Annotated in this window: 22 protein-coding genes and 1 riboswitch; of the genes, 20 read left to right on the top strand and 2 right to left on the bottom strand. The window is 43.6% G+C overall.

The window, feature by feature from the left end; translation table 11 throughout:
* The first annotated feature begins 67 nt into the window (after positions 1 to 67).
* The 15 genes from argH (at position 68) to NSA57_RS02050 (ending at position 14,943) form a co-directional block, all read left to right on the top strand.
* The gene (argH, locus tag NSA57_RS02120; protein WP_173752316.1) at positions 68 to 1,447 is read left to right on the top strand and encodes an argininosuccinate lyase; all 1,380 of its coding nucleotides are present in this window, start codon (positions 68 to 70) and stop codon (positions 1,445 to 1,447) included.
* A 103-nt stretch (positions 1,448 to 1,550) separates the two neighbouring features.
* On the top strand, positions 1,551 to 2,636 hold the full coding sequence (gene asd / locus NSA57_RS02115; protein WP_022066913.1) for an aspartate-semialdehyde dehydrogenase: 1,086 nt from the start codon (positions 1,551 to 1,553) through the stop codon (positions 2,634 to 2,636).
* Positions 2,637 to 2,944: 308 nt separating this feature from the next.
* Entirely contained in the window at positions 2,945 to 3,736 is a 792-nt protein-coding gene (locus tag NSA57_RS02110) for a leucine-rich repeat domain-containing protein (RefSeq protein ID WP_147598193.1), read from the top strand.
* Between the two features lie 32 nt (positions 3,737 to 3,768).
* Positions 3,769 to 4,449: a hypothetical protein gene (locus NSA57_RS02105; protein WP_257463853.1), complete on the top strand. Its 681-nt coding sequence runs from the start codon at positions 3,769 to 3,771 to the stop codon at positions 4,447 to 4,449.
* Between the two features lie 126 nt (positions 4,450 to 4,575).
* Complete coding sequence (locus NSA57_RS02100; RefSeq protein ID WP_257463852.1) at positions 4,576 to 4,872, top strand: DUF4406 domain-containing protein; 297 nt, start codon at positions 4,576 to 4,578, stop codon at positions 4,870 to 4,872.
* Positions 4,873 to 5,113: 241 nt separating this feature from the next.
* A complete protein-coding gene (locus NSA57_RS02095; RefSeq protein WP_257463851.1) occupies positions 5,114 to 5,551 on the top strand; it encodes a DUF4869 domain-containing protein in 438 nt (145 codons plus the stop codon).
* A 13-nt stretch (positions 5,552 to 5,564) separates the two neighbouring features.
* Positions 5,565 to 6,548, top strand: a complete 984-nt coding sequence (locus NSA57_RS02090; protein ID WP_257463850.1) for a translation initiation factor 2 — start codon at positions 5,565 to 5,567, stop codon at positions 6,546 to 6,548.
* 117 nt (positions 6,549 to 6,665) lie between these two features.
* Positions 6,666 to 7,394: a MerR family transcriptional regulator gene (locus NSA57_RS02085; RefSeq protein WP_257463849.1), complete on the top strand. Its 729-nt coding sequence runs from the start codon at positions 6,666 to 6,668 to the stop codon at positions 7,392 to 7,394.
* 272 nt (positions 7,395 to 7,666) lie between these two features.
* On the top strand, positions 7,667 to 8,371 hold the full coding sequence (gene mobA / locus NSA57_RS02080) for a molybdenum cofactor guanylyltransferase (protein ID WP_257463848.1): 705 nt from the start codon (positions 7,667 to 7,669) through the stop codon (positions 8,369 to 8,371).
* Positions 8,368 to 9,579 (top strand): molybdopterin molybdotransferase MoeA, encoded by a 1,212-nt coding sequence (locus tag NSA57_RS02075; RefSeq protein ID WP_257463847.1) that lies wholly within the window; start codon positions 8,368 to 8,370, stop codon positions 9,577 to 9,579. The genes mobA and NSA57_RS02075 overlap by 4 nt, the downstream gene beginning before the upstream one ends.
* Positions 9,567 to 10,085 (top strand): molybdopterin-guanine dinucleotide biosynthesis protein B, encoded by a 519-nt coding sequence (gene mobB / locus NSA57_RS02070; protein ID WP_147598198.1) that lies wholly within the window; start codon positions 9,567 to 9,569, stop codon positions 10,083 to 10,085. The genes NSA57_RS02075 and mobB overlap by 13 nt, the downstream gene beginning before the upstream one ends.
* Before the next feature lie 179 nt (positions 10,086 to 10,264).
* Positions 10,265 to 12,454, top strand: a complete 2,190-nt coding sequence (gene fdhF, locus NSA57_RS02065; protein WP_257463846.1) for a formate dehydrogenase subunit alpha — start codon at positions 10,265 to 10,267, stop codon at positions 12,452 to 12,454.
* Positions 12,451 to 12,990: a 4Fe-4S dicluster domain-containing protein gene (locus NSA57_RS02060; protein WP_257463845.1), complete on the top strand. Its 540-nt coding sequence runs from the start codon at positions 12,451 to 12,453 to the stop codon at positions 12,988 to 12,990. The genes fdhF and NSA57_RS02060 overlap by 4 nt, the downstream gene beginning before the upstream one ends.
* 12 nt (positions 12,991 to 13,002) lie before the next feature.
* Positions 13,003 to 13,566: a 4Fe-4S dicluster domain-containing protein gene (locus NSA57_RS02055; protein ID WP_257463844.1), complete on the top strand. Its 564-nt coding sequence runs from the start codon at positions 13,003 to 13,005 to the stop codon at positions 13,564 to 13,566.
* Between the two features lie 15 nt (positions 13,567 to 13,581).
* The gene (locus NSA57_RS02050; protein ID WP_147598202.1) at positions 13,582 to 14,943 is read left to right on the top strand and encodes a [FeFe] hydrogenase, group A; all 1,362 of its coding nucleotides are present in this window, start codon (positions 13,582 to 13,584) and stop codon (positions 14,941 to 14,943) included.
* 123 nt (positions 14,944 to 15,066) lie between these two features.
* Here NSA57_RS02050 and NSA57_RS02045 read toward each other — a convergent pair whose 3' ends face one another.
* Positions 15,067 to 16,422 (bottom strand): 8-oxoguanine deaminase, encoded by a 1,356-nt coding sequence (locus NSA57_RS02045; RefSeq protein WP_257463843.1) that lies wholly within the window; start codon positions 16,420 to 16,422, stop codon positions 15,067 to 15,069.
* Positions 16,423 to 16,476: 54 nt separating this feature from the next.
* Positions 16,477 to 16,572: riboswitch (purine riboswitch) on the bottom strand.
* The gene (locus NSA57_RS02040; RefSeq protein WP_257463842.1) at positions 16,570 to 17,130 is read right to left on the bottom strand and encodes a GNAT family N-acetyltransferase; all 561 of its coding nucleotides are present in this window, start codon (positions 17,128 to 17,130) and stop codon (positions 16,570 to 16,572) included. (Overlaps the previous riboswitch by 3 nt.)
* A 219-nt stretch (positions 17,131 to 17,349) precedes the next feature.
* Here NSA57_RS02040 and NSA57_RS19770 point away from each other — a divergent pair, with 219 nt between their 5' ends.
* The 5 genes from NSA57_RS19770 to selB all read left to right on the top strand — a co-directional run bounded on the left by NSA57_RS19770 (position 17,350) and on the right by selB (position 22,349).
* Entirely contained in the window at positions 17,350 to 17,556 is a 207-nt protein-coding gene (locus NSA57_RS19770) for a nucleotidyltransferase domain-containing protein (RefSeq protein ID WP_147598269.1), read from the top strand.
* A gap of 79 nt (positions 17,557 to 17,635) precedes the next feature.
* On the top strand, positions 17,636 to 18,163 hold the full coding sequence (locus NSA57_RS02030; protein WP_243873658.1) for a GNAT family N-acetyltransferase: 528 nt from the start codon (positions 17,636 to 17,638) through the stop codon (positions 18,161 to 18,163).
* Between the two features lie 177 nt (positions 18,164 to 18,340).
* Positions 18,341 to 19,582, top strand: a complete 1,242-nt coding sequence (locus NSA57_RS02025) for an MFS transporter (protein ID WP_257463841.1) — start codon at positions 18,341 to 18,343, stop codon at positions 19,580 to 19,582.
* 156 nt (positions 19,583 to 19,738) lie between these two features.
* Complete coding sequence (locus NSA57_RS02020; RefSeq protein ID WP_257463840.1) at positions 19,739 to 20,278, top strand: hypothetical protein; 540 nt, start codon at positions 19,739 to 19,741, stop codon at positions 20,276 to 20,278.
* 166 nt (positions 20,279 to 20,444) lie between these two features.
* Positions 20,445 to 22,349 (top strand): selenocysteine-specific translation elongation factor, encoded by a 1,905-nt coding sequence (selB, locus tag NSA57_RS02015; protein WP_257463839.1) that lies wholly within the window; start codon positions 20,445 to 20,447, stop codon positions 22,347 to 22,349.
* The last annotated feature ends 78 nt before the right edge of the window (positions 22,350 to 22,427 follow it).

Raw genomic sequence — 22,427 nt, 5'->3', positions numbered from 1 at the left:
TTGATGCGGAAAAGCAGTTGCTGAATGGTTAATTATTAATATTATACAGAAATGAGGAGTAATTATTATGGCACAGTTATGGGGAGGCCGTTTTACAAAGGAAACGGATCAGCTTGTTTATAACTTTAATGCTTCGATTTCTTTTGATCAGAAGTTTTATGAGCAGGATATCAGAGGAAGCAGGGCTCATGTAAAAATGCTGGCAAAGCAGGGAATCCTCACAGAAAAAGAGCGGGATCAGATCCTGGAAGGTCTGGAAGGAATTCTGGAAGATGTAAAATCCGGGAAGCTTGAGATCACTTCCGAGTATGAGGATATCCACAGCTTTGTGGAAGCAAATCTGATTGACAGGATCGGTGATCCGGGTAAAAAGCTTCACACCGGAAGAAGTCGCAACGATCAGGTGGCTCTGGATATGAAGCTGTATACAAGAGATGAAATTGACGCTATTGACGGTCTTTTAAAAGAGCTTCTTGTGGCTCTTCAGAAGATCATGGAAGAGAATATCCATACCTACATGCCGGGCTTTACCCATTTACAGAAAGCGCAGCCGGTAACTCTGGCTCATCATGTGGGAGCATATTTTGAGATGTTCCGGAGAGACAGAAGCCGCATGGCAGATATCCGAAAAAGAATGAACACCTGTCCTCTCGGGGCAGGGGCGCTGGCAGGAACCACCTATCCTCTTGACCGGGAATATACAGCAGAGCTTCTGGGCTTTGACGAGCCTACAAGAAACAGCATGGATTCTGTGTCAGACCGGGATTATGTGATCGAGCTTCTGTCTGCTCTGTCTACAGTGATGATGCATCTCAGCCGTTTTTCTGAGGAGATCATCCTCTGGAATTCCAATGAGTACCGTTTTGTGGAAATTGACGATGCATACAGCACAGGCAGCAGTATTATGCCTCAGAAAAAGAATCCTGATATTGCGGAGCTTCTCCGTGGAAAAACAGGCCGTGTGTATGGAGCACTGATATCCATTCTCACAACCATGAAGGGAATTCCTCTGGCATATAACAAAGATATGCAGGAGGACAAGGAGCTGACCTTTGATGCCATTGATACGGTAAAAGGCTGTCTTGCCCTGTTTACAGGAATGGTTTCTACCATGGAATTTCGTAAGGATGTCATGGAAGCCAGCGCAAAGAACGGATTTACAAATGCCACAGATGCAGCAGATTATCTTGTAAATCACGGTGTTCCTTTCCGCGATGCTCACGGCATTGTGGGACGGCTGGTACTGACCTGTATTGACCGGGGAATTTCTCTGGATGAGCTGCCCCTTGAAGCTTATCAGGAGATCAGCCCTGTTTTTGAAAAAGACATTTACGAAGCCATCAGCATGAAAACCTGTGTGGAAAAACGCTGCACCTACGGCGCTCCCGGTTCAGAGGTGATGGAACAGGTGATCAGAGCTAATCAGGAATATCTTCAAAATCATTGAAACATAAGAAAAAACACTTGCATTTTTCCAAAAAGTGTTATAGTATTTACAAGAACGACAAATGTATGCAATACAAAGACATGAAGTGAGGAGAGCGATTATTATGAGCGAGAAACTGAGAGTCGGTATTTTAGGAGCTACCGGAATGGTAGGACAGAGATTTATTTCTCTTCTGGAAAATCATCCGTGGTTTGAGGTTGTTACACTTGCAGCAAGCCCGAGAAGCGCAGGCAAGACCTATGAAGAGGCTGTAGGCGGAAGATGGAAAATGGATACTCCGATGCCGGAAGCAGTAAAAAATATTGTTGTAATGAATGTAAATGAGGTAGAGAAGGTTGCGGCAACTGTTGACTTTGTTTTCTCTGCTGTAGATATGTCCAAGGACGAGATCAAGGCTATTGAGGAAGAGTACGCAAAAACAGAAACTCCGGTTGTTTCCAACAACAGCGCTCACCGCTGGACACCGGACGTTCCGATGGTTGTTCCGGAAATCAACCCTGAACACTTTGACGTAATCGAATTCCAGAAGAAACGTCTTGGTACAACAAGAGGCTTTATCGCAGTAAAACCAAATTGCTCCATTCAGAGCTATGCTCCGGTTCTTACTGCATGGAAAGAATTTGAGCCATATGAAGTAGTGGCTACTACATATCAGGCAATTTCCGGTGCCGGAAAAACCTTTAAGGACTGGCCGGAAATGGAACACAACATTATTCCGTACATCGGCGGCGAGGAAGAGAAGAGCGAGAAAGAGCCGCTGAGACTGTGGGGCAAAATTGAGGACGGTGTGATCGTTCCTGCTCAGGAACCGGTGATCACCTGCCAGTGCATCCGTGTACCGGTACTGAACGGCCATACAGCAGCTGTTTTTGTAAAATTCCGCAAGAAACCTACGAAAGAGCAGCTGATCGAAGCTCTTAAAAACTTCAGCGGCGTTCCTCAGGAGCTTGAGCTTCCAAGCGCACCGAAGCACTTTATCCAGTACCTTGAGGAAGACAACCGTCCTCAGGTAACAGAGGATGTAAATTATGAGAATGGAATGGGCGTTTCTATTGGACGTCTCCGTGAGGATACCGTATACGATTACAAATTCGTAGGTCTGTCCCACAATACAGTAAGAGGCGCTGCAGGCGGAGCTGTTCTCTGCGCAGAGACTCTGAAGGCAAAAGGATTCATCACAAAGAAGTAAATATTGGCAAATTATATTAAAAAAGCAGGCTGCCGGCTCTGGCTCACAGAGATATGGTAGCCTGTTTGTGTATGTTTTGGGATTTTGGTACAGGATGATCAAGGCAGAAATGGTGAGGGATTTTTCGTATGATTGGCGAAAATCCATTTGTGCAAGATAAATTCTGCTATACGAAGTGGAATTTTTGCATTTTAGGTTCAATAACAATCTGGAAAATAAATAATGACAGATGAATTTTTGGATGATATAATCATATAAAATAAAAATTCAGAAAATATATAGCGGATTAAAATTCAGGAGGAGAGCTGGTGAAGAAACAAACAATGTATTGTTCTATTGGTCTGCTTATCCTGGTAACAGGTCTTCTGGCATTGCGTTTCTGGTATGACAGTAAATGCGTAAAATTCCAGGATAAAAATATGGAAATACAGACGCTTTATCTTCTGGATTCAGGAAGAGGAAGTGTGCTGAAGGAAGAAGCAGACCGGATTAAAAGCTTTTATGTAACAGACACCTCCGGGCGTTTTGAGACGCTGGAAGATCTGAAATTATTTCCAAATCTGGAAGAACTGCATCTGACATATGACACAGGCAGTATGACAGATGAGGAAAAGGAAGAATTTCAGAAGCACAGAGCCGGAATTACAAATATGCTGGAGGAAACGCTTCCGGAGCTGAAAAAGCTGAGAAAATTAAGTCTGACATATTTTGATTATTTTGAAGATCTGGACTTTCTTTCAGAATGCAGGCAGATAGAAGAACTGGATATTAATTATAACATTATCAAAAATATTCGTGGGCTGAGAAATATGAAAAATCTTCGTATTTTAGATTTGGCTTATAATCCCTTTACTGATATTTCTGTCTTGTCTGAACTGAGAAAACTGGAAGCAGTAAATCTGTACGAGGTTTCTGTGGAGAATCTGGAGGTTTTGGCAGAGCCTCCTTCCCTGAAATTAATTGTTTATGAACCAAAAGATAAAAAACAGGAGGAAGTCTTACAGAAATTAGAGGCCGGAGGTATTGCGGTATACAGAGAAAAAGACTATAGAACAGGATTTGATTATCTGGTCAGAGAAATGGAAGAAGCAGAGCAGTAAACATACAAAAATAAAGTCCGGGAGGGAATGCTATGAGTAAAAGCAGAGATGCTGTAATTGCTGTAACGGCAACCATATTTTTCGGTGTGTTTTCCAGAGTGACTGTGCGCATCCCCTACATGGTCTGGGGATATTTTGACGAATCATTTTTTATTTCATTTGTATGGTGGCTTCTTTATGCAGGAAGCCTCTATGTGGCAATAAGAGAGTATATGGAAAATGTTGACAGTTATTTTAAGGTGATCTTTCAGGCGGTTCTGTTCGGAGGGGCAGCAGCTTTGGTAAAAGCAGGAGTTGATGCTCTTACAGAGCGGATGATATTCAATATGAATAGTGGAAACGCTGTGATCTCAGTGTTTGTCATGGAACTGGAACTGCTGATCTTTGGCAGCGGTATGATCATGTTTTTATATTATTTTGTAGCCAAAAAGAGAATTTTTTCCTGGAAGAAATCCTTAAATGTGTATGCGGGGATCATGGCAGGCGATCTTGCGGTTTATATTGGAATGATCTACTATTATCTTCTGAAAACAGACTGGGCGCTGGAACGGTTTTCTGGTGCAGTTCAACAGGTTGGCGCAGAACAGGCAAAGCTGAATCTCACAACAAAATTCGCTCAGGAATCCACTGGCGTGGGGATGCTGGTATTGGTGGCATTTTTTAGCACACTGTGGTTGGGAATGCGAAAAAATGCAGAAGACAGGAGAAGGTGAAGAAGCCTTGAAACCGGTTAAATATTAAAAGAAAATATCAGCAATATTTACTGGCGGTGTTCGGATTCCCGGTAAAATGAAAGACCATTCATTGTTGAAAGAGAATCATCAAATAGGAGAATAAAGATGAAAGTATATATTGCAGGTCCAATTACAGGCGTAAGTAATTATAAGGAAAATTTTCAAGAAGCAGAAGATAGGCTAAAGGAAGACTTTGATGTATATAATCCAGTAAAAATTATGGCTAACATGCCGGATTGTGCTACAGATGAAGAGTACATAAAAATGGGATTCTGTATTATTGATATGGTTGATGCCGTTTATATGTTGAACGGATGGCATAAATCTGAAGGCGCTACCAGGGAGTTATATTATGCTGTCAGTAAATGTAAAAAAGTATTAAATTTTAATCCTGATAAGTAAGCTTGAACGGAGAAATTTATCAAGGAGAATGACAATTAAGAGCATTCTTTTGTCTGGTGAATACGATTAACGTTTCTATTGAAGTTGGATTTTAGATAATGGATTAAGATAGGCAACAACAATGATACGTGTTATACTTACATACGAAAGATAAAAGATATATTTTGCAGAAATCTTGGCTATGGTATCAACTTTGTAGATTGATAGAGAATCAAATGGAATAAAAAAGGAAGTGAATTGAATGCTTAACATTTATTATGGAAATATGAAAGAGGCTGTATATAACACAGCAGCTTATTTTAAATATGATTATGAGGACAGTTGGATTGTCGATCCTTTTGTGAAGGAGATGATTCAGGATGTGGATCAGTCAACAGTTCTGGACAGCGGTGTAATTGACAGTCCTGTACTTGGTAAAATTCCACCTATTGGATTGTCGGGAGGAGTAAAAACTCTGATTCTTGTAAAGTTCGATAAAGACAAAGTTTTTAACGTTTCCACCTGTGGGGATAACTGTGCAAAATGGCTGCTGAGGATTGCAGAATCAGAAGATCGGACAGTGAATCTTCTGCATCTGATGGATTTTGGGAAAGAATCATTTGCTGTACGTGTGTTGAATACAGATCAGATTGTGCACTCAATGGAAGAACTGGTATCAATAGCCGGAGAGTTTGTTTGACGGGGGTAATATAATGAAAGGAAAGCACAGAATCATTGTTTCTACCAAACGATTAAAATATGATTTTGAACTGAGAAGGAATCTGACAATCATCCGGGGCGACAGCGCAACAGGAAAAACTACATTGGTAGATATGATTCGAGAATATGTAAATAATCCGTCTGGTACGCCGGTAGAGCTGGTATGTGACAAGAAATGTTATGTGCTGGAAGGCTCTTTATGGAAGGGGCAGTTGGGCGAGATCTCTGACAGTATTGTATTTATAGATGAAGGAAATGAATTTATTCGAACTGAGGAATTTGCGGGAACGATACAGAAGACAGATAATTATTATGTGATCGTATCCAGAGAATCACTGCCAACTTTACCTTATAGTGTAGAAGAAATTTATGGAATTCGTACATCGGGAAAGTATGGAACTTTAAAGCAGATTTATCATGAATTTTATCGTTTATATGGGACGAATGCTTATCAAAGAGAGATAATGCCTGAAGTGATTATTACAGAAGACAGTAATTCCGGATATCAGTTTTTTAAACAAATATGTAGAGAGAATCAGTTGGAATGCGAAACCATGAATGGAAAGTCAAACATATTCCATTATCTGAATGCTCATAAGGATGAAAAAATACTTGTGATAGCAGATGGTGCAGCATTTGGCTCGGAGATGGACAGAGTTCAGAAACTAATTTCAGACCGAAAAAATATGGCACTTTATTTGCCGGAATCTTTTGAATGGCTGATACTGTCTTCCGGTATTTTGAAAAAAAGTACTGTAATGGCAGTCTTGCATACACCGTATGATTATGTGGAAAGTGAGAAGTATTTTAGTTGGGAAAGATTTTTTACAGCAATACTTATTAACGAAACGAAAGATACTTATCTGGCATATTTAAAAAGAAAACTCAATCCGGTATATCTGAATGACTCAGCAAAAGAAGCAATTCTTTCACAGATGACTAAAATCAGACTGGACTGGAAGATAAATGATCAATAAAGGAAAAGGGGACTGTTGCATGCAGTCTCTTCTTTTGTAATAAAAGATAAAAAAACAGTTGACTCTGACCCAGCGTAATAGTTTATTCTGTAATCACCACACAGGAGGAACAGAAAGATGATGACAGTAAATGAGGTAAGCCGTCTGACCGGTGTAAGTATCCGTACTTTACAGTATTATGACAAAATAGGACTGTTAAAGCCCACAGAATATACAACGGCAGGATACAGGCTGTATGACAATCGCGCGCTGGAAAAATTACAGCAGATCCTGTTATTTCGTGAACTGGAATTTTCGCTTAAGGACATTAAACAGATTATGGATGCTCCCGGTTTTGACAGACAGAAGGCCCTGGAGCAGCAGATTGAGGTTCTTATATTGAAAAAGCAGCGTCTTGAAAATCTGATCGCTCTTGCCTGTGGAATAAAGAAGAATGGAGAAAGAAATATGGATTTTTCAGCATTTGACACCACTAAAATACAGGAGTATAAAAAAGAGGCAAAAGTAGCCTGGGGAAAAACAGCGGAATATCAGGAATATGAGCAGAAAACAAAGGACAGAAACGCAGGGGGATATCAGACTGCGATGATGCAGATGATGGACATATTTACAGAATTTGGAGAAATTCGTACGGGAGAGCCTGATTCTGCCCAGGCACAGCAGCTTGTGAAAAAACTTCAGCGCTGTATCACAGATAATTATTATACCTGTTCGGATAAAGTGCTTGCTGAACTTGGCAGAATGTATGTGGAAGATAAAAGATTTACAGAAAATATTGATAAGGCAGGAGGCTGCGGAACAGCAGAATTTGTTCATAAGGCCATAGAATGTTACTGTGGGGAATAAATCCAGTTAGTTATATCCGGCAATCCTTCAGTTATTGTCACAAATACGGAGAAAACTGCTGAGTTGGACTTGAATGTTATAAACAGTTAAAAATGGATGGCGGTTAGTCTTTGAAAGGCTGACCGCTGTTTGTTTTGGAGAATACACTTAAAAAACAGAAATTATCTGTATACATGCCCGAAAAAAAGTTTTATACTGGAAAGATAAACAGGATCTGTGTACAGACAGATAAACGGAATACACAGATTTATAAGCAAAGGTGATGTAATACTGTGGCAGAAAAGCAGAAAACAGGCAGGGCAGAGCTTTATTCCCTTCTCCTTCTGGCAGGCGGAAAAAGCAGCCGCATGGGAGAGGATAAGGCAGAACTTCTTCTGGATGGAGATAGTTTTCTTTCCTGTCAGATAAAAAAAGCCGAGAAGTTGGGAATCCATAAGGTTTATGTTTCCGTTCACGCTGCAGGAGCGGATGCTTTCCGGAATGGAACAGTAAAAAGCAGCATACATATTCAAATGGTTCCTGATATTTACCGGGAACGGGGGCCTTTAGGCGGGCTCCATGCCTGTATGAAGGCAATGGACACACCCTATTGTCTGGTGCTTCCGGTGGATGTGCCTCAGTTTCCGGAGGAAACGCTGGAGGAGCTGCTTCTTGCTCATGAGAACAGCTTAGGCGCAGCTGCTTCTGAAAATGCCGGAAGCTTTGGGAATGGCAGAGAGGGTGGCAATTCCGGGAAACCTCTTCTGCTTGTTCACGGAGAACGGACAGAGCCTTTGATGGGGATTTATCCCGTCTGCATGGCTGATTGTATTGGAGAACAGATAGAGAAGGCTTCTGCTCCGGTGTTTCGGGTTCTTGATGCATGGGGATTCGATACCTTCCGGACATCCGCAGAGGAGTGGAAGATGAGAAATATCAATACTCCGGAAGATTATAGGGAGCTTTTAGCATACATGGAAAAGGGGAAGGTGAAATGATTGAGGGAATTTTGCTGGAAAATGCCCTGGAGGAAATTCTGAAACGGGCAGACAGGATTACAGATACAAAAAAAGTAAAGGTGGAGGAAGCCAATGGATTTTGTCTTGCAGAGAATATTTATGCAGAGCTGGACAATCCTCCGTTTCCAAGATCACCGGTAGACGGGTATGCGGTGCGCTCTGAGGATATCCGGGGAGCGGTCAGGGGAAATCCTGCGGTTCTGAAGGTGGCAGGCTGCATTTATGCAGGAGATAATGGAGGGGCTTTTTCCATAAAACCAGGAGAAGCATACCGGATCATGACAGGAGCTCCTTTTCCGGAAGGGGCAGATACTGCGGTAAAGCAGGAGGATACAGACTGCGGGGAAGAAACTGTAAAAGTTAATAAAAGTCAGAAGCCATGGGACAATTATTGCTTTCAGGGCGAAGATTATAAAAAGAATTCGCTTCTTCTGGCAAAAGGTTCCAGAATTACTTTTGCAGAGCAGGGGATCCTGTCCGGTATCGGGCGTACAGAGGTGGCTGTTTACCGGAAACCGGTGATCCGCGTGCTTACCACAGGAGATGAACTCTGCCAGCCGGGAAATCCTCTGAAACCGGGAAAAATCTATGATTCCAATGGGATGATGGTTTCTTCCCGGCTTCGTGAGCTTGGAGTGAAGCCGGAATCAGTGTCTCATTGTGCAGACAGTGAGGCAGGTCTGGCAGCAGAACTGAAAAAAGCGGCAGAGGATGCGGATATCATTGTTACCACCGGCGGTGTCTCTGTAGGAAAAAAAGATATTCTTCACGGAGCCCTGGAAATCCTTGGAGCAGAAAAAATATTCTGGAGGATCCGGCTTCAGCCCGGGACCCCTACTATTTTTTCCGTATACGGGAAAACTCTGATCCTTTCCCTGTCCGGAAATCCCTTTGGTGCCATGGCAAATCTGGAACTGCTTTTGCGTCCTGCGCTGGAAGCCATGACCGGAGATCCTGCCTTTGCTATGGAAATGAGAAGAGGGATCATGGAAGTGGACTTTGAAAAAAGATGTAAAGTCCGCAGGTTTGTGAGGGCTGTGTATAAGAATGGGAAGGTTTCTTTTCCACAGGGGATTTTTTCTTCAGGCGCAATCGGAACTTTGCGGGGCTGCAACTGCCTTCTGGATATCCCGGCGGGCAGGGAAAATGTAAAAGCCGGAGAGCAGGTGGCTGTATGGATGCTGTAAAAAGAACGGGAAAACCTTTTATTGCAGCAGTCAGCGGAGTAAAAAATTCCGGCAAGACTACTTTTATGGAAAAGCTGATTTCCGAACTTGCCGGACAGGGATACCGGGTGGCTGTGATCAAGCATGACGGTCATGAATTTCAGGCGGACCGGGAGGGAACGGACACTTACCGGATGCGTCAGGCAGGCGCTTACGGAACCTGTATTTTTTCCTCCGGACAGTGGCAGGTGGTGAAACAGCAGCAGGATGTCCGGGCGGAGGAGCTGGCAGAATTTTTTCCGGAGGCGGATATTATTCTTCTGGAGGGGATGAAGGATTCTGATTATCCCAAGTTTGAGCTGGTGAGAGGAGAAATTTCCCATAAAAGTGTCTGCAGGCCGGATACTTTACTGGGACTTGTGACAGACACAGAGCTTAAAATTCCGGGAGTTCCGGTGTTTGGTTTCCATGAAACAGAGAAATGCACAGAAATTCTGATAAAAATAGTTCAAACTAACAAAGATTAAGGTTAAAGAAAAAAGAATTTGGCTGTTTTGTACAAAAAATAGAGCTGGATTCTTGTAAATAAAAATTAACAATGTTAAAATATAAACGAAGATTCATCAGCTTTTGCATATGAAAATGCAGAAGCAGTTATCTCAGGGATAACAGACATCATATATTTTTATGTTAGGAGGGAACAAGTATGGCTTTAAAACAAGTCCAGACAACCTGCGCGTATTGCGGAGCAGGCTGCCAGATTATGTTCACAGTCGATACAGATGCAAACAAGATTGTGGAAGCAGTCCCTGCAGACGGAAGAACCAATGCGGGAACCCTCTGTCTGAAAGGTCATTACGGCTGGGATTATCTTAATGATCCCCAGATTCTTACGAAACGTCTTCGTAAACCGATGATCCGTAAAGGCGGAAAAAAATCACCCCTTGTAGAGGTTTCCTGGGAGGAAGCAATTTCCTATGTAGCGAAACGTCTTGGGGAAATCAAAGAAAAATTCGGTCCGGATTCCATTATGGGAACAGGCTCTGCCAGAGGAGCAGGAAACGAGGCCAATTATCTGATGCAGAAATTTATGCGCGCGTGCATCGGCACCAACAACGTCGATCACTGCGCCCGAATATGACATGCGCCTTCGGTAGCGGGTCTACTGTATTCTTTAGGTTCAGGCGCAATGTCAATGGGCATCCCGGAGATCGAGGATGCAGGCTGTTTACTTTGCTTCGGCTATAACGGAGCAGATTCCCACCCTATTGTGGCAAGACGTATTGTAAGGGGAAAACAAAAGGGAATGAAGATCATCTGTGCAGATCCCCGCGTGACGGAGACCGCACGTATTTCAGATATTCATCTGCAGCTTAAGGGCGGTTCTAACCTTGCTCTTGTAAATGCCATGGCAAATGTGATCTGGAATGAAGGTCTTGCAGATAAAAAGTTTATTGATGAACACACGAAGGGATTTGACGAATTCCTGAAAGTAATAGAAAAATACACTCCGGAATATGCAGAGCCTATTACGCATATTCCGGCAGAAACCATTCGCAGGGCAGCAAGAGTGTACGCAACCACCAAACCGGCCATGATTCTTTATGGTATGGGAGTCTGTCAGTTTACACAGGCAGTAGACGTTGTGAAGGGACTTGCCAACCTTGCGCTGATGACCGGAAACTTCGGCGGCCCGTCCATGGGCATCGGTCCGGTCCGCGGACAGAACAACGTGCAGGGAGCCTGCGACATGGGAGCTCTTCCAAACTCCTATCCGGGCTATCAGAATGTAACCGTTCCGGAAATCCGCGAAAAATTTGAAAAAGCATGGGGCGTTCCTCTTTCTGATCAGGTTGGCTGCCCGATCACTCATGTGCCTCACAGAATCCTTCATGAGAAGGAAGAAAAGAAGAGAATCCACGCATACTACATATTCGGAGAAGATCCGGCTCAGTCCGATCCTGACCTTGCAGAGGTCCGCGAGGCTCTGGACAAATGTGATTTTGTGGTAATGCAGGATATCTATATGAATAAGACCGGGCTTTATGCGGATGTAATCCTTCCGGCTACTGCCTGGGGTGAAAACGAAGGTATTTATACCTGTGCGGACCGTGGCTTCCAGAGAGTGCGCAAGCTGATCGAGCCGGAAGGAGATATGCGTCCGGACTGGCAGATCATTGCAGATATTTCCACAGCCATGGGATATCCAATGAATTACAAAAATACAGAAGAGATCTGGAATGAAATGATCGACCTCTGTCCAAGCTTTACAGGCGCTACTTACGAAAAAATTGAAAAATACGGCGGCGTTCAGTGGCCCTGCCGGGACAAATCCATGGAGGATAAGGGAACACCGTATCTCCATAAGGACGGAATTTTTGCAACAAAGGATCATAAGGCTCTGTTTTACGGCACTGACTGGCATCCGCCGGTAGAGCTGGAAAACGACCAGTATCCAATGACTCTTTCCACTGTCCGCGAAGTAGGTCATTATTCTGTGCGTACTATGACAGGAAACTGCCGTACTCTCCGTAATCTGGAGGATGAACCGGGATGGGTTCAGATGAATACAGAGGACTGCGAGAAAATGAACCTGAAAAAGGGCGAGCTTGTGAAGATCCTTTCCAAGAGAGGCTACTGTATTACACGGTGTCTTCCTACGGACCGTGTAAAACCGGGTGCAACCTACATGACCTACCAGTGGTGGATCGGAGCCTGCAATGAGCTGACAACAGCCAAGCTTGATCCCATCAGCAATACGCCCGAGTACAAATACTGTGCCTGCCGTGTAGAAAAGATCGAAGACCAGCAGTGGGCGGAGCGCCATGTTATGGAGCTGTATGACGATATCCGTGCGCAGATGGGCATTGATACAGGAAAGGGGGCAAAAGCATGAATTACTTTGTGAAAGGAAACCCTGACCTTTGTATCGGCTGCCGTACCTGCATGATCGGCTGTGTGGTTGCCCATGAGGGAAAGCATATCTTTGAGGTGGATCCGGATTCCTACAGCTTTAATCCGAAGCTTCATATGGTAAAAACAGCGAATTTAAGTGTTCCGGTGCAGTGCAAGCATTGTGAAAATCCTGCCTGTATGGCAGTGTGTCCGGTTGGGGCTATTTCCCAGAAGGATCACTGTATTGTCATTGATACAGAAAAATGCATGGGCTGTAAATCCTGTATGGATGCCTGTCCTTTCGGCGCTATCAATATGACAGTCCAGACCGGAAAATTCCAGGCAGACGGAACAGAGAAAAAAGTGGCAAATAAATGTGATCTCTGTTACGGATTTTCCGGAGGCCCGGCTTGCGTGAGAGTCTGTCCTACAGAAGCTCTGACTCTTGTGACAGAGGATGAGCTTGGAGACGCCATGGAGCGTAAGAGAGCAGAAGCGGCAAGAAACGCATATCTGGAAACGCACCCACAGGAATAGGAGGACATAGAAATGAAAAAAGAAATCGGATCCTTTGTGGTGGGCGACAGTACAAAATGCACAGGCTGCAAGGCCTGTGAGCTTGCCTGCTTCACCGTTCATAACCGTAAGAGCAATCACCTTGGAAAAACAGTGGGAACCGTAACGGTTCCCGTAACTCCAAGACTGTTTCTTACAAAATTTGAGCAGGGCTGTATGCCCATCCAGTGTAAGCACTGTGAGGATGCTCCCTGCCTGAATGCCTGTACAAAAGGCGCGATCAGCCGCATTGACCATCAGGTGATCGTGGATGCGGAAAAATGTATCGGATGTAAAGACTGTATGCAGGCCTGTCCTTTTGGGGCGATCGCCCTTCTTCCTTATGCCAGGGACGGACGTCTGGTGGGCCAGGCAATGTCTTCGGAACCAAAGGTTTTTGCATCCAAATGTGATCTCTGCGAGGGAATTGAGGGAGGTCCGGCCTGTGTCCGTGTCTGTCCTCATCAGGCGCTCCGTCTGGTAGATCCTGAGGCAGAAAGAGAAGAAAAAAATATCAGGGCGGCAGAGGCTCTGCTTCTGACAAAAAACTGGAGATAAGGGAGGACAAAATTCATGATAGTAGCAATTGATCAGAATATCTGTACCGGCTGCCGTGAATGCGCAGAGGTCTGTCCTGCCTATGCCATTGTGGGAGAGCAGGGAAAACCGCAGACCATTGATACAGACAGATGCGTGATGTGCGGTCAGTGCGTGCAGAAATGTAAATCCTATGTTTCTGTACTGACCCATGGAAAAGACGCATACGAAAGAGTAAAAAAAGAAAGAAATATTCCGGATTCCGTTCAGGAGCCGCTTTTTGCAGCTCATGCAGTCTGCCACCTGAACGAGGTGAAGGCAGCTCTTGCAGACAAAAACAGATTCACCATTGTGCAGTGTGCTCCGGCAGTGCGGGTTGCCATTGCAGAGGAATTTGGCGCAGAGCTTGGAACCCTTACTCCGGGAAAATTATCCGCAGCTCTTCATGCTCTTGGCTTTGACCGGGTATACGATACCAACTTCCCGGCGGACGTAACTATTATGGAAGAGGGAACAGAGCTTGTAAAACGTGTGACAGAGGGAGGCGTTCTTCCTATGTTTACTTCCTGCTGTCCGGCCTGGGTAAAATTCCTGGAGGATAATTATCCGGAGCTTAAAGATCATTTATCTTCCGCGAAAAGTCCACAGCAGATCGGAGGAGCGATTTTTAAAACTTACGGAGCGCAGCTGGAAGGCAGAGAAGGTAAGGATATTTACAGCGTTTCTGTAATGCCATGTACCTGCAAGGAGTTTGAAAGCGAACGTCCGGAAATGAAAGACAGTGGATTCCGTGATGTAGATGCTGCCATTACAACAAGAGATCTGGCATGGCTTATTAAGGATATGGGAATTGACTGGGAGGCTCTTGATGAGCAGGAGTTTGACCAGCCTCTTGGTCTTTATACAGGCGCGGGAACTATTTTCGGCGTTACCGGCGGCGTTATGGAGGCAGCCATTCGTACCGGTTATGAGCTTGTGACCGGACAGCCGATCCCGGATCTGGAAGTGACAGCAGTCCGCGGTACAGAGGGCTTCCGTACTTCTGTGATAAAAGTGGGAGACCTGGATCTGAAAGTTGGTGTTGTCACAGGACTGAAAAATGTGGTTCCTGTGCTGGAAGCAGTAAAGAACGGTACGCTGGATCTTCATTTTATTGAAGTGATGACCTGCCCGGAGGGCTGTGTCAGCGGAGGCGGACAGCCCAAGCTTCTTATGGATACAGACAGAGAAGAGGCCTATGCGGCAAGAAGAGCTGCGACCTTTGCCCATGACAGAGAACTGGCCTACCGGAAATCTCACGAAAATCCTGCGATCAAAAAGATTTACGAAGAATTCCTGGAAGAGCCCAACAGCCATATTGCGCACCATCTTCTTCATACAACCTACTGTAATAAATAAAGCATAAAAATAAAAAGGTATTTCCAGACATTGTTTCAGTTTGGAAATACCTTTTTTGTGCGGCTTGCTGTTAAGAGCTGAGGTAAAATGTTCTGCTCCTGTCCGGAAAGCCAGGAGGACTTTTTATCTGTTCAGATATTCGTTTACAGCCCTTTTGCCTTCATAAACAGCCTTTTCCTCGTCAATTCCAGTAAGCTTTCCGTTTCTGACAACAATTTTCCCATTTACAACAGTATAATCTACAGCGCCCTTAAATCCTACGGTTCCCAGCATGGATTTTGGATCCAGGTCTGCGCCTACAAGCTCCAGACGGTTTTTCCGTATAAGGAAAAGATCGCCTGCTTTACCCGGCTCCAGTGAACCGATGTCGCTGCGGCCAAGAACAGCAGCGCTTCCCCTGGTGGCAAGCTTCAGCAGCTCATAGCCGTCAGGAGCCTGGCTGCTGGAATTCAGCCTGTGAAGAAGATAGGCGACACGGAGCTCTTCCAGAAGATTGGAGCCGTCATTGCTGGCGCTTCCGTCAACTGCCAGTCCCACGGGGATTCCAAGCTTCAGCATTTCCGGGATACGGCAGATCCCGGAGGAAAGCTTCATGTTGGAAATGGGGCAGTGAGCCACTCCTGTTTTTGTTTCCGCAAGGATTTTAAGCTCTTCATCATTAAAATGGATGCCATGTGCATACCATACGTCGCTGCCTGTCCAGCCAAGCTCTTCCATGTAGGAAAGAGGACGCTTTCCGTATTTTTCCAGAACATAGTTTTCTTCGTCCAGTGTTTCGCACAGATGGGTGTGAAGGCGGACTCTCAGATCTCTGGCAAGAAGAGCAGACTGCCGGTACAGCTCTTTCCCTGCGCTGAAAGGCGAGCAGGGAGCCAGGGCAACCATATTCATGGAAAAAGGCGCCGGATTGTGGAACTTTTCCACAGCGTTTCTGGAATCTTTCAGGATTTCGTCTACTGACTGAACCACACTGTCAGGGGGAAGGCCTCCGTCCTTTTTACTGAGATCCATACTTCCCCTGGATGCATACATGCGGATTCCAAGCTGCCGCGCCGCCTCAAACTGAGCTTCCAGAAGAGAGACAGAACTGCCGCCCGGGAAGACATAATGATGGTCAAAACAGGTAGTACAGCCTGTTTTTAATAATTCCCCCATACCCGTAACGGAACTGTGATAAATAATAGAACTGTCAAGGTTTTTCCAGATTTCATAAAGTGTGGTCAGCCATTCAAACAGTTCCATATTCTGTACCTGAGGCAGATTACGGCTGAAAGTCTGATAAAGGTGGTGATGGGTGTTGATAAGTCCCGGATAAACCATACATCCGGAAGCATCCAGAATTTCATCTGCGGAAAAAGTCTGCTGTCCGATGCTTCGGATAACCCCGTCTTCGATCAGAATACTGGAATTTTCCAGAACCGAATCCTGATCATCACAGGTTACAATAACAGAAGCATTTTTAATACATAAGCTGCTCATAATATGATCCTCCTATTTTCTGAATAAAAAAGCCCTAACAGCAGACAGGGGATTTCCGGTTTTGCGGAAACCTGTAGTCAACTGTTAAGGCAGTTGGTAGAAACGCTCGTCCCATTACGAACTTATACAAGCTATTATATAATGATATTACCGTTTTAGGGACGAAAGGTCAAGATGTAATATTTTTTCTGCTTTTATCTCAAAGGCAGTTTCATCGCGTTTCAAATATTTTCTGGGAATATCCTTTTCTGTTACAGTCATGCCAAGAGTTTCCATGATTTTCATGGATGCAGAGTTTCTGCTGTCACAGCAGGCAGTGACTTTATTAAGATGAAGTGTGTTTTGACAAAAACTGAGAAGAGCCTGCGCAGCTTCTGAGGCATATCCTTTATTGCAGTAATCTCTGTGAATGATCCATCCAAGTTCTCCGATTGTAAAAGCTTCATCTTCAGCGTAGACAGAAACCTCGCCAATATGTCGGCTGTTCTGTATGACAGCAAATACATAACAGCGGGGAAATTCTTTACTCCATTCTTGGCAGGTCTGTATGAGAAACTTTTTGCACACTTCCATAGATTCATCTGGATAGTATTTCATATATTTCACATGCTCTCCATCGGAAGAATAAGCATAAACAGTGGAAAGATCATCTGGACTGACTGGCCGGAGAAGCAGACGACTGGTTTGCAGGCGAATGTTTTCGTACATGGGAGGTCACCTCTTTCTGTGGATAAAAAATGAAATTGTTGTTTGATTATAGTTTACCATAACTGTAGTATTGCGGACAGAATTTTATAAAAAATCAGCGAAAAAGAAAGAAAATTAAAAACTGCTTTTTTGAAATGCGTTGACGTTAAAAAAATCGGACGATATAATAAAAAAGTACAGCTTATGGATACAAATACATGAAAGGAATTAGAGGGTGGAATCCTTGCTGTTTTTAATAACCAGGCGCTTCGGATTGTATTATACGGTTCTTATGCAAGAGAAACCTATACTTCTGAATCAGACGTGGATATTGCTGTTCTGCTAAATGGAAATCTGAATGAAAGTACAGAAGACAGGTTGGCGGATCTGGTTGTGGATTTAAACTTAAAATATGATAAGACATTTTCTGTATTGATATTAATATGAGATTTTTAAAAATGGGAAAAGATTTACGGCACAGTATTGAAATGAGAAAAGTTATGGATTCTAAGTAAAGGAAGTGATTTTGATATCAATAAAATTAATAAAAGGAAGTTACGAATACAAAGGACAGATTATTGACATGCTCAAGGAGTGGAAAAAATATAATGATACTTATGATGTGAACCGTTCACCAGAAGTTATTTTCAAAAACGATTATGATGACTTTGATTACTATCTGGATAATTTGGAAGCAAAGGAACCAAAAGACGGACTGGTTCCTCATTCCACATTCTTTTGTTTGGATGAGAGGCGAAATATCATTGTAGGTGCAGTAAATATCAGGCATTATTTAAATGAACATTTGCTATTACATGGAGGGCATATTGGTGACGGAATCAGACCATCTGAAAGAAGAAAAGGATATGCTGTACAAATGATTGGGCTTGCCTTAGAGGAATGTAAAAAAATGGGAATCAAAAAAGTTTTAATGGTATGCGATAAAGATAATATTGGTTCTGCGAAATCCATCATAAAAAACGGCGGAATATTAGAAAATGAACAAATAGAAAACGGTAAGACAGAGCAAAGATACTGGATTGATTTAGAGTAATCGGATAAATATGAAAGTCAAGGGGAAAAACCTCGCAGCTGTTAAGAAATATGATGAGAGGAATTTTGGCGGCAATACATATGAATATGCGATGATGTTGTGCCTGGATGCGGTAGTGAAGATGTGATAGAAAAAACAGGCAGATGATTTAAAGAGAAGACGAAGGAGAGAATTTTTATGGGATTTCTTAAGAAACATTTTTCAATGTACAGCCATTTGCCAAAAGAAATCTATGTGCTGGCTTTTGGCAAAGTCATGACAAGTATGGGGGCGTTAATATGGCCCATGCTTACCTTGATCATGAGTGAAAAGCTGGGGTTGAACGGACAGACCATCGGCCTGTATATGATGATATTTTCTTTGTTTATGGGACCGTTTTATTTACTGGGAGGTAAGCTGGCTGACAAATATAATAAAAAGCATATCATCGTTACCTTCGACTTGATCGGAAACAGCCTGTATTTTGTCTGCGCTGCATTGCCAATGTCCATGACGACACTGTATTTACTGGCGATTGCTTCTTTATTTCAGGCAATGGAGCAGCCGGCTTACGATGCTCTGATCGCGGATCTGACAACCTACAGGGATCGGGAACGAGCATATTCGCTGAATTATCTTTCCATGAATTTAGGCCTGGTTTTGGCGCCCACCATTGGAGGCATTTTATTTAATCATTATCTCAGCCTTTCTTTTTTTATTAACGGCGTGGCAGATATCACCAGTACGCTTCTTCTGCTGATTTTTATTAAAAATATAAGAACTGCTGACCGGGATAACAGAACAGTGAACGAATATGAAAAAGGAGAAACAGGATCAATATTCAAGGTTTTTTCGCAACGAAAATTATTTTTTGTGCTGTTTGTCATTCACGGTATAGCTGCGCTGATTTATAATCAGTTCAGTTTTTTGATGCCCTTACATATGGAGGAAGCCTTTCAGGGATCAGGAGCTTTTAAATTTGGAGTTTTAACAAGTATTAATGCAGTTGTTGTGGTAATAGGTACGCCAATATTAACCCAAAAGCTTTCCGGATTTATGGATATCAGGATTATGTATTTGGGGCAGCTGCTGGAGTCATTAGGACTTGCATTTTTTATTTTTGTAAATCATCATTTTGTGATTGCGGTTGCAGGGATTATTATATTTACAATAGGTGAAATATTGGGTTCCATTTCAAAAACGCCTTATCTTACAAAAAGAATACCGGAAACACATCGTGGAAGAGTATTAAGTATTACGACCAGCTGCGCCGGATTAATTGGAGTATTAAGTAACTACATAATAGGAACACTTATCGACTATTATACATTCAGTACTGTATGGATAATTATAGCGGTGATCGGTTTATTTGTGATGATTCTGTATAGTATTTATTTAAGGCTGGATAAAAAGGCTTATTCCGGCCTTTATACAAAATAAAAGTGTTACTTGTTCAGAGGCATTATTCTACCTGATACGGAGAAGCGTTTCTGTAGTAAAAAAAACAGACGTGTGGTATGATAAGGAAGAATATAAGGCGATAAAGTATATTTGCTGCACAGATACAGGTCTGGTTTGTTATAGAGGAGTGTAGGAGTGAAAAGAAATGTGAAAGTGGTATCCGGATTGAATGGAAAGAAGATTGTACAGATGCAGGATATTCTTTTTGCAGGAAAAAAATCCATCAACTGGAATGAGGTAAAAGTTTACCTTGAATCTTATGTAGGCAATTTTTACGAAGTTATGGATACAAAAGATATCGTATACATTGGGAAAGATTTTCCAGATGAATATACGGGGTCAAAATATACTTATATGCTAAAAGGGGCAAATGCAAAAGTAAAGGCCAATGCAGTACAGGGAATTCCAGAATTGCTAGAAATTGCCTCAGGAAAACATTATCGAGAAAATACAGGAGAGAAACATCTGAGAGATGCAGCAAATGGATGGTATCGATATGATTCGTACTTTGCATTGCCAGTTTATGATGCAGAGGGAGAAGTGGAACGGTATAATGTGTTTCATGCATCTATGCTGATACGGCATGCAAATGACCGAAAAATGTATTTATATGATATTCTGGACATAAAAAAAGAAACGAGCAACCCTTTCAAATCACAAGATTTTACTTGGTAAAAACCCATTTCTTATTTTCAGTATAGGGTAAGCCCAGGGGATTGTCAAGGAGAAAATGATGTTTTATCCCTGACAATCTGAAAGGAAATTTGTCTCGTGTTGTGGACAATAACAATATATGAAGCCGGACAGGTTTTCCTCTCCGGTTTTTACAGGGGTTAAACTGATGAAATATGGAATTATAGGAACGGCAGGTCATGTGGATCACGGAAAAACCTGCCTGATCCGGGCATTGACGGGTATTGATACAGACCGTCTGAAGGAAGAAAAAAAACGGGGCATTACCATTGAGCTTGGTTTTGCCTGGATGGATTTCCCAAAAGGGGAGCGGGTAGGGATCGTGGATGTGCCCGGCCATGAAAAATTTGTAAAAAATATGCTGGCAGGTGTGGCTGGAATGGATATGGTCATGCTTGTGGTTGCAGCGGATGAGGGAATTATGCCTCAGACAGTGGAGCATCTGGACATTTTGTCCATTCTGGGGGTACGCTGCGGAGTGATTGTGATCACAAAAACAGACGCGGCAGATCCGGAGCTTACAGAGCTGGTGGAGGAGGACGTCAGGGAACTGGTTAAGGGAACGTTCCTGGAGGATGCGCCCGTAGTTCCGGTTTCTGTATACAGGAATCAGGGAATCGACAGGCTTCGGGATACGCTGTATCAGTTATACAGAGATCTTCCGGGGCATAAGGAAACCCGGGCCTTCCGCCTGCCTGTTGACCGCGTATTTACATTGAAAGGCTTTGGAACTGTAGTAACAGGAACGCTTTTTGGCGGAAGGATCAAAAAGGAGCAGGAAGCGTATCTTTATCCGGAAAATACTTCTGTAAAAATCCGCAGCATTCAGGTGCATGAGACAAATGTGGAGGAGGCACATGCTGGGCAGAGGGTGGCTCTGAATCTTCCTGACAGGAAAAAACAGGAGATCCGAAGAGGCGATGTGGTTGCCCTTAAAAACAGTATGTATCCTACCATGATGGCAGATGTGTCTCTGACTGTGCTGCGTCACACACAGCGCAGCGTAAAGAACGGAAGCCGGGTGCATGTGTATCATGGTACAAGGGAGCTTCTGGGAAAGGTGATCCTGCTTGACAGAGATGAGCTGAAAGCAGGGGAGACCTGTTATGCTCAGCTCAGGCTGGAAGAGGAAACGGTTCTGGAAAAAGGAGAGCGGTTTGTGATCCGGTTTTATTCCCCGGCAGAAACCATTGGAGGCGGAACGGTTCTGGATATCTGCCCCAGAAAGCATAAAAGAAATGACCAAAAGGCGCTGGAGGCCTGCCGGATCAAGGAAAGCGGAACCAGGGAGGAAATGCTTGAACTTTCAGCCTGGGAGCACTGGGGAAGCTTTTTTACTTTGGAGGAGCTGGCAGGACGAAGCGCTCTTGATAAATCCGGGCTGAAACATACAGCGGAGAAGCTGGCGGAGCGAAAAATTCTGGTGCGTCTTAATGAAAATCTGTACATTCACAGGCAGGAAATGGATTTTTACCGGAAAAGGGCAGAGGCAGTTCTGGATGAATTTCATAAAGCCAATCCTTTAAAGGAAGGCATGGGAATTGAAGAACTGCGAAGCAGGATGAAGCTTGCAGACGGGAAGCTTGCAGACGATATTCTTGCCGTTTTAAAGACCGAAAAAGTAATCAAGGAAGAGCACGGACTGATCAGTAAAAAGCGTTTTCGGGTAGTTCTGAAGGAGGATGAGGACGCTATGGTAAAAGAAATCCTTAACCATTATCTGGATGAGGGCTTTGCGCCTCTTGCTACCGAGCTTTATCTGAAGGAACACCGGAATCAGAAGAAGTTTCCGGCTGTGTTTACGTCCCTTCTGAACAAAAAAGCGCTGATCCGGCTGGATGTTCAATACTGTGTTCACCGTGATTACTATGAGAAGGCAAAAACAGCTTTCCGGGAAATGGCAGAGAAGAAGCCGGAAGTTGCTCTTGGAGAATACCGGGATTATCTGGGCTGTTCCCGGAAGGTGGCGGTAGCCCTTTTGGAGCATTTTGATAAAAACGGTTTTACAAGAAAAACAGAGGGCGGAAGGGTTCTGAAAGCCTCTGGAAAATAAAGGTTATGGGAAATGAAGAAGGCTTTAAAGGAAAAGATGACAGGAAATTATGTAATGGAGGTGAGTGATATGGCAGAC

Source organism: Blautia caecimuris (assembly GCF_024622975.1).
GTDB lineage: Bacteria > Bacillota > Clostridia > Lachnospirales > Lachnospiraceae > Blautia_A > Blautia_A caecimuris.
This window is presented reverse-complemented; position numbering and strand designations above follow the sequence as displayed.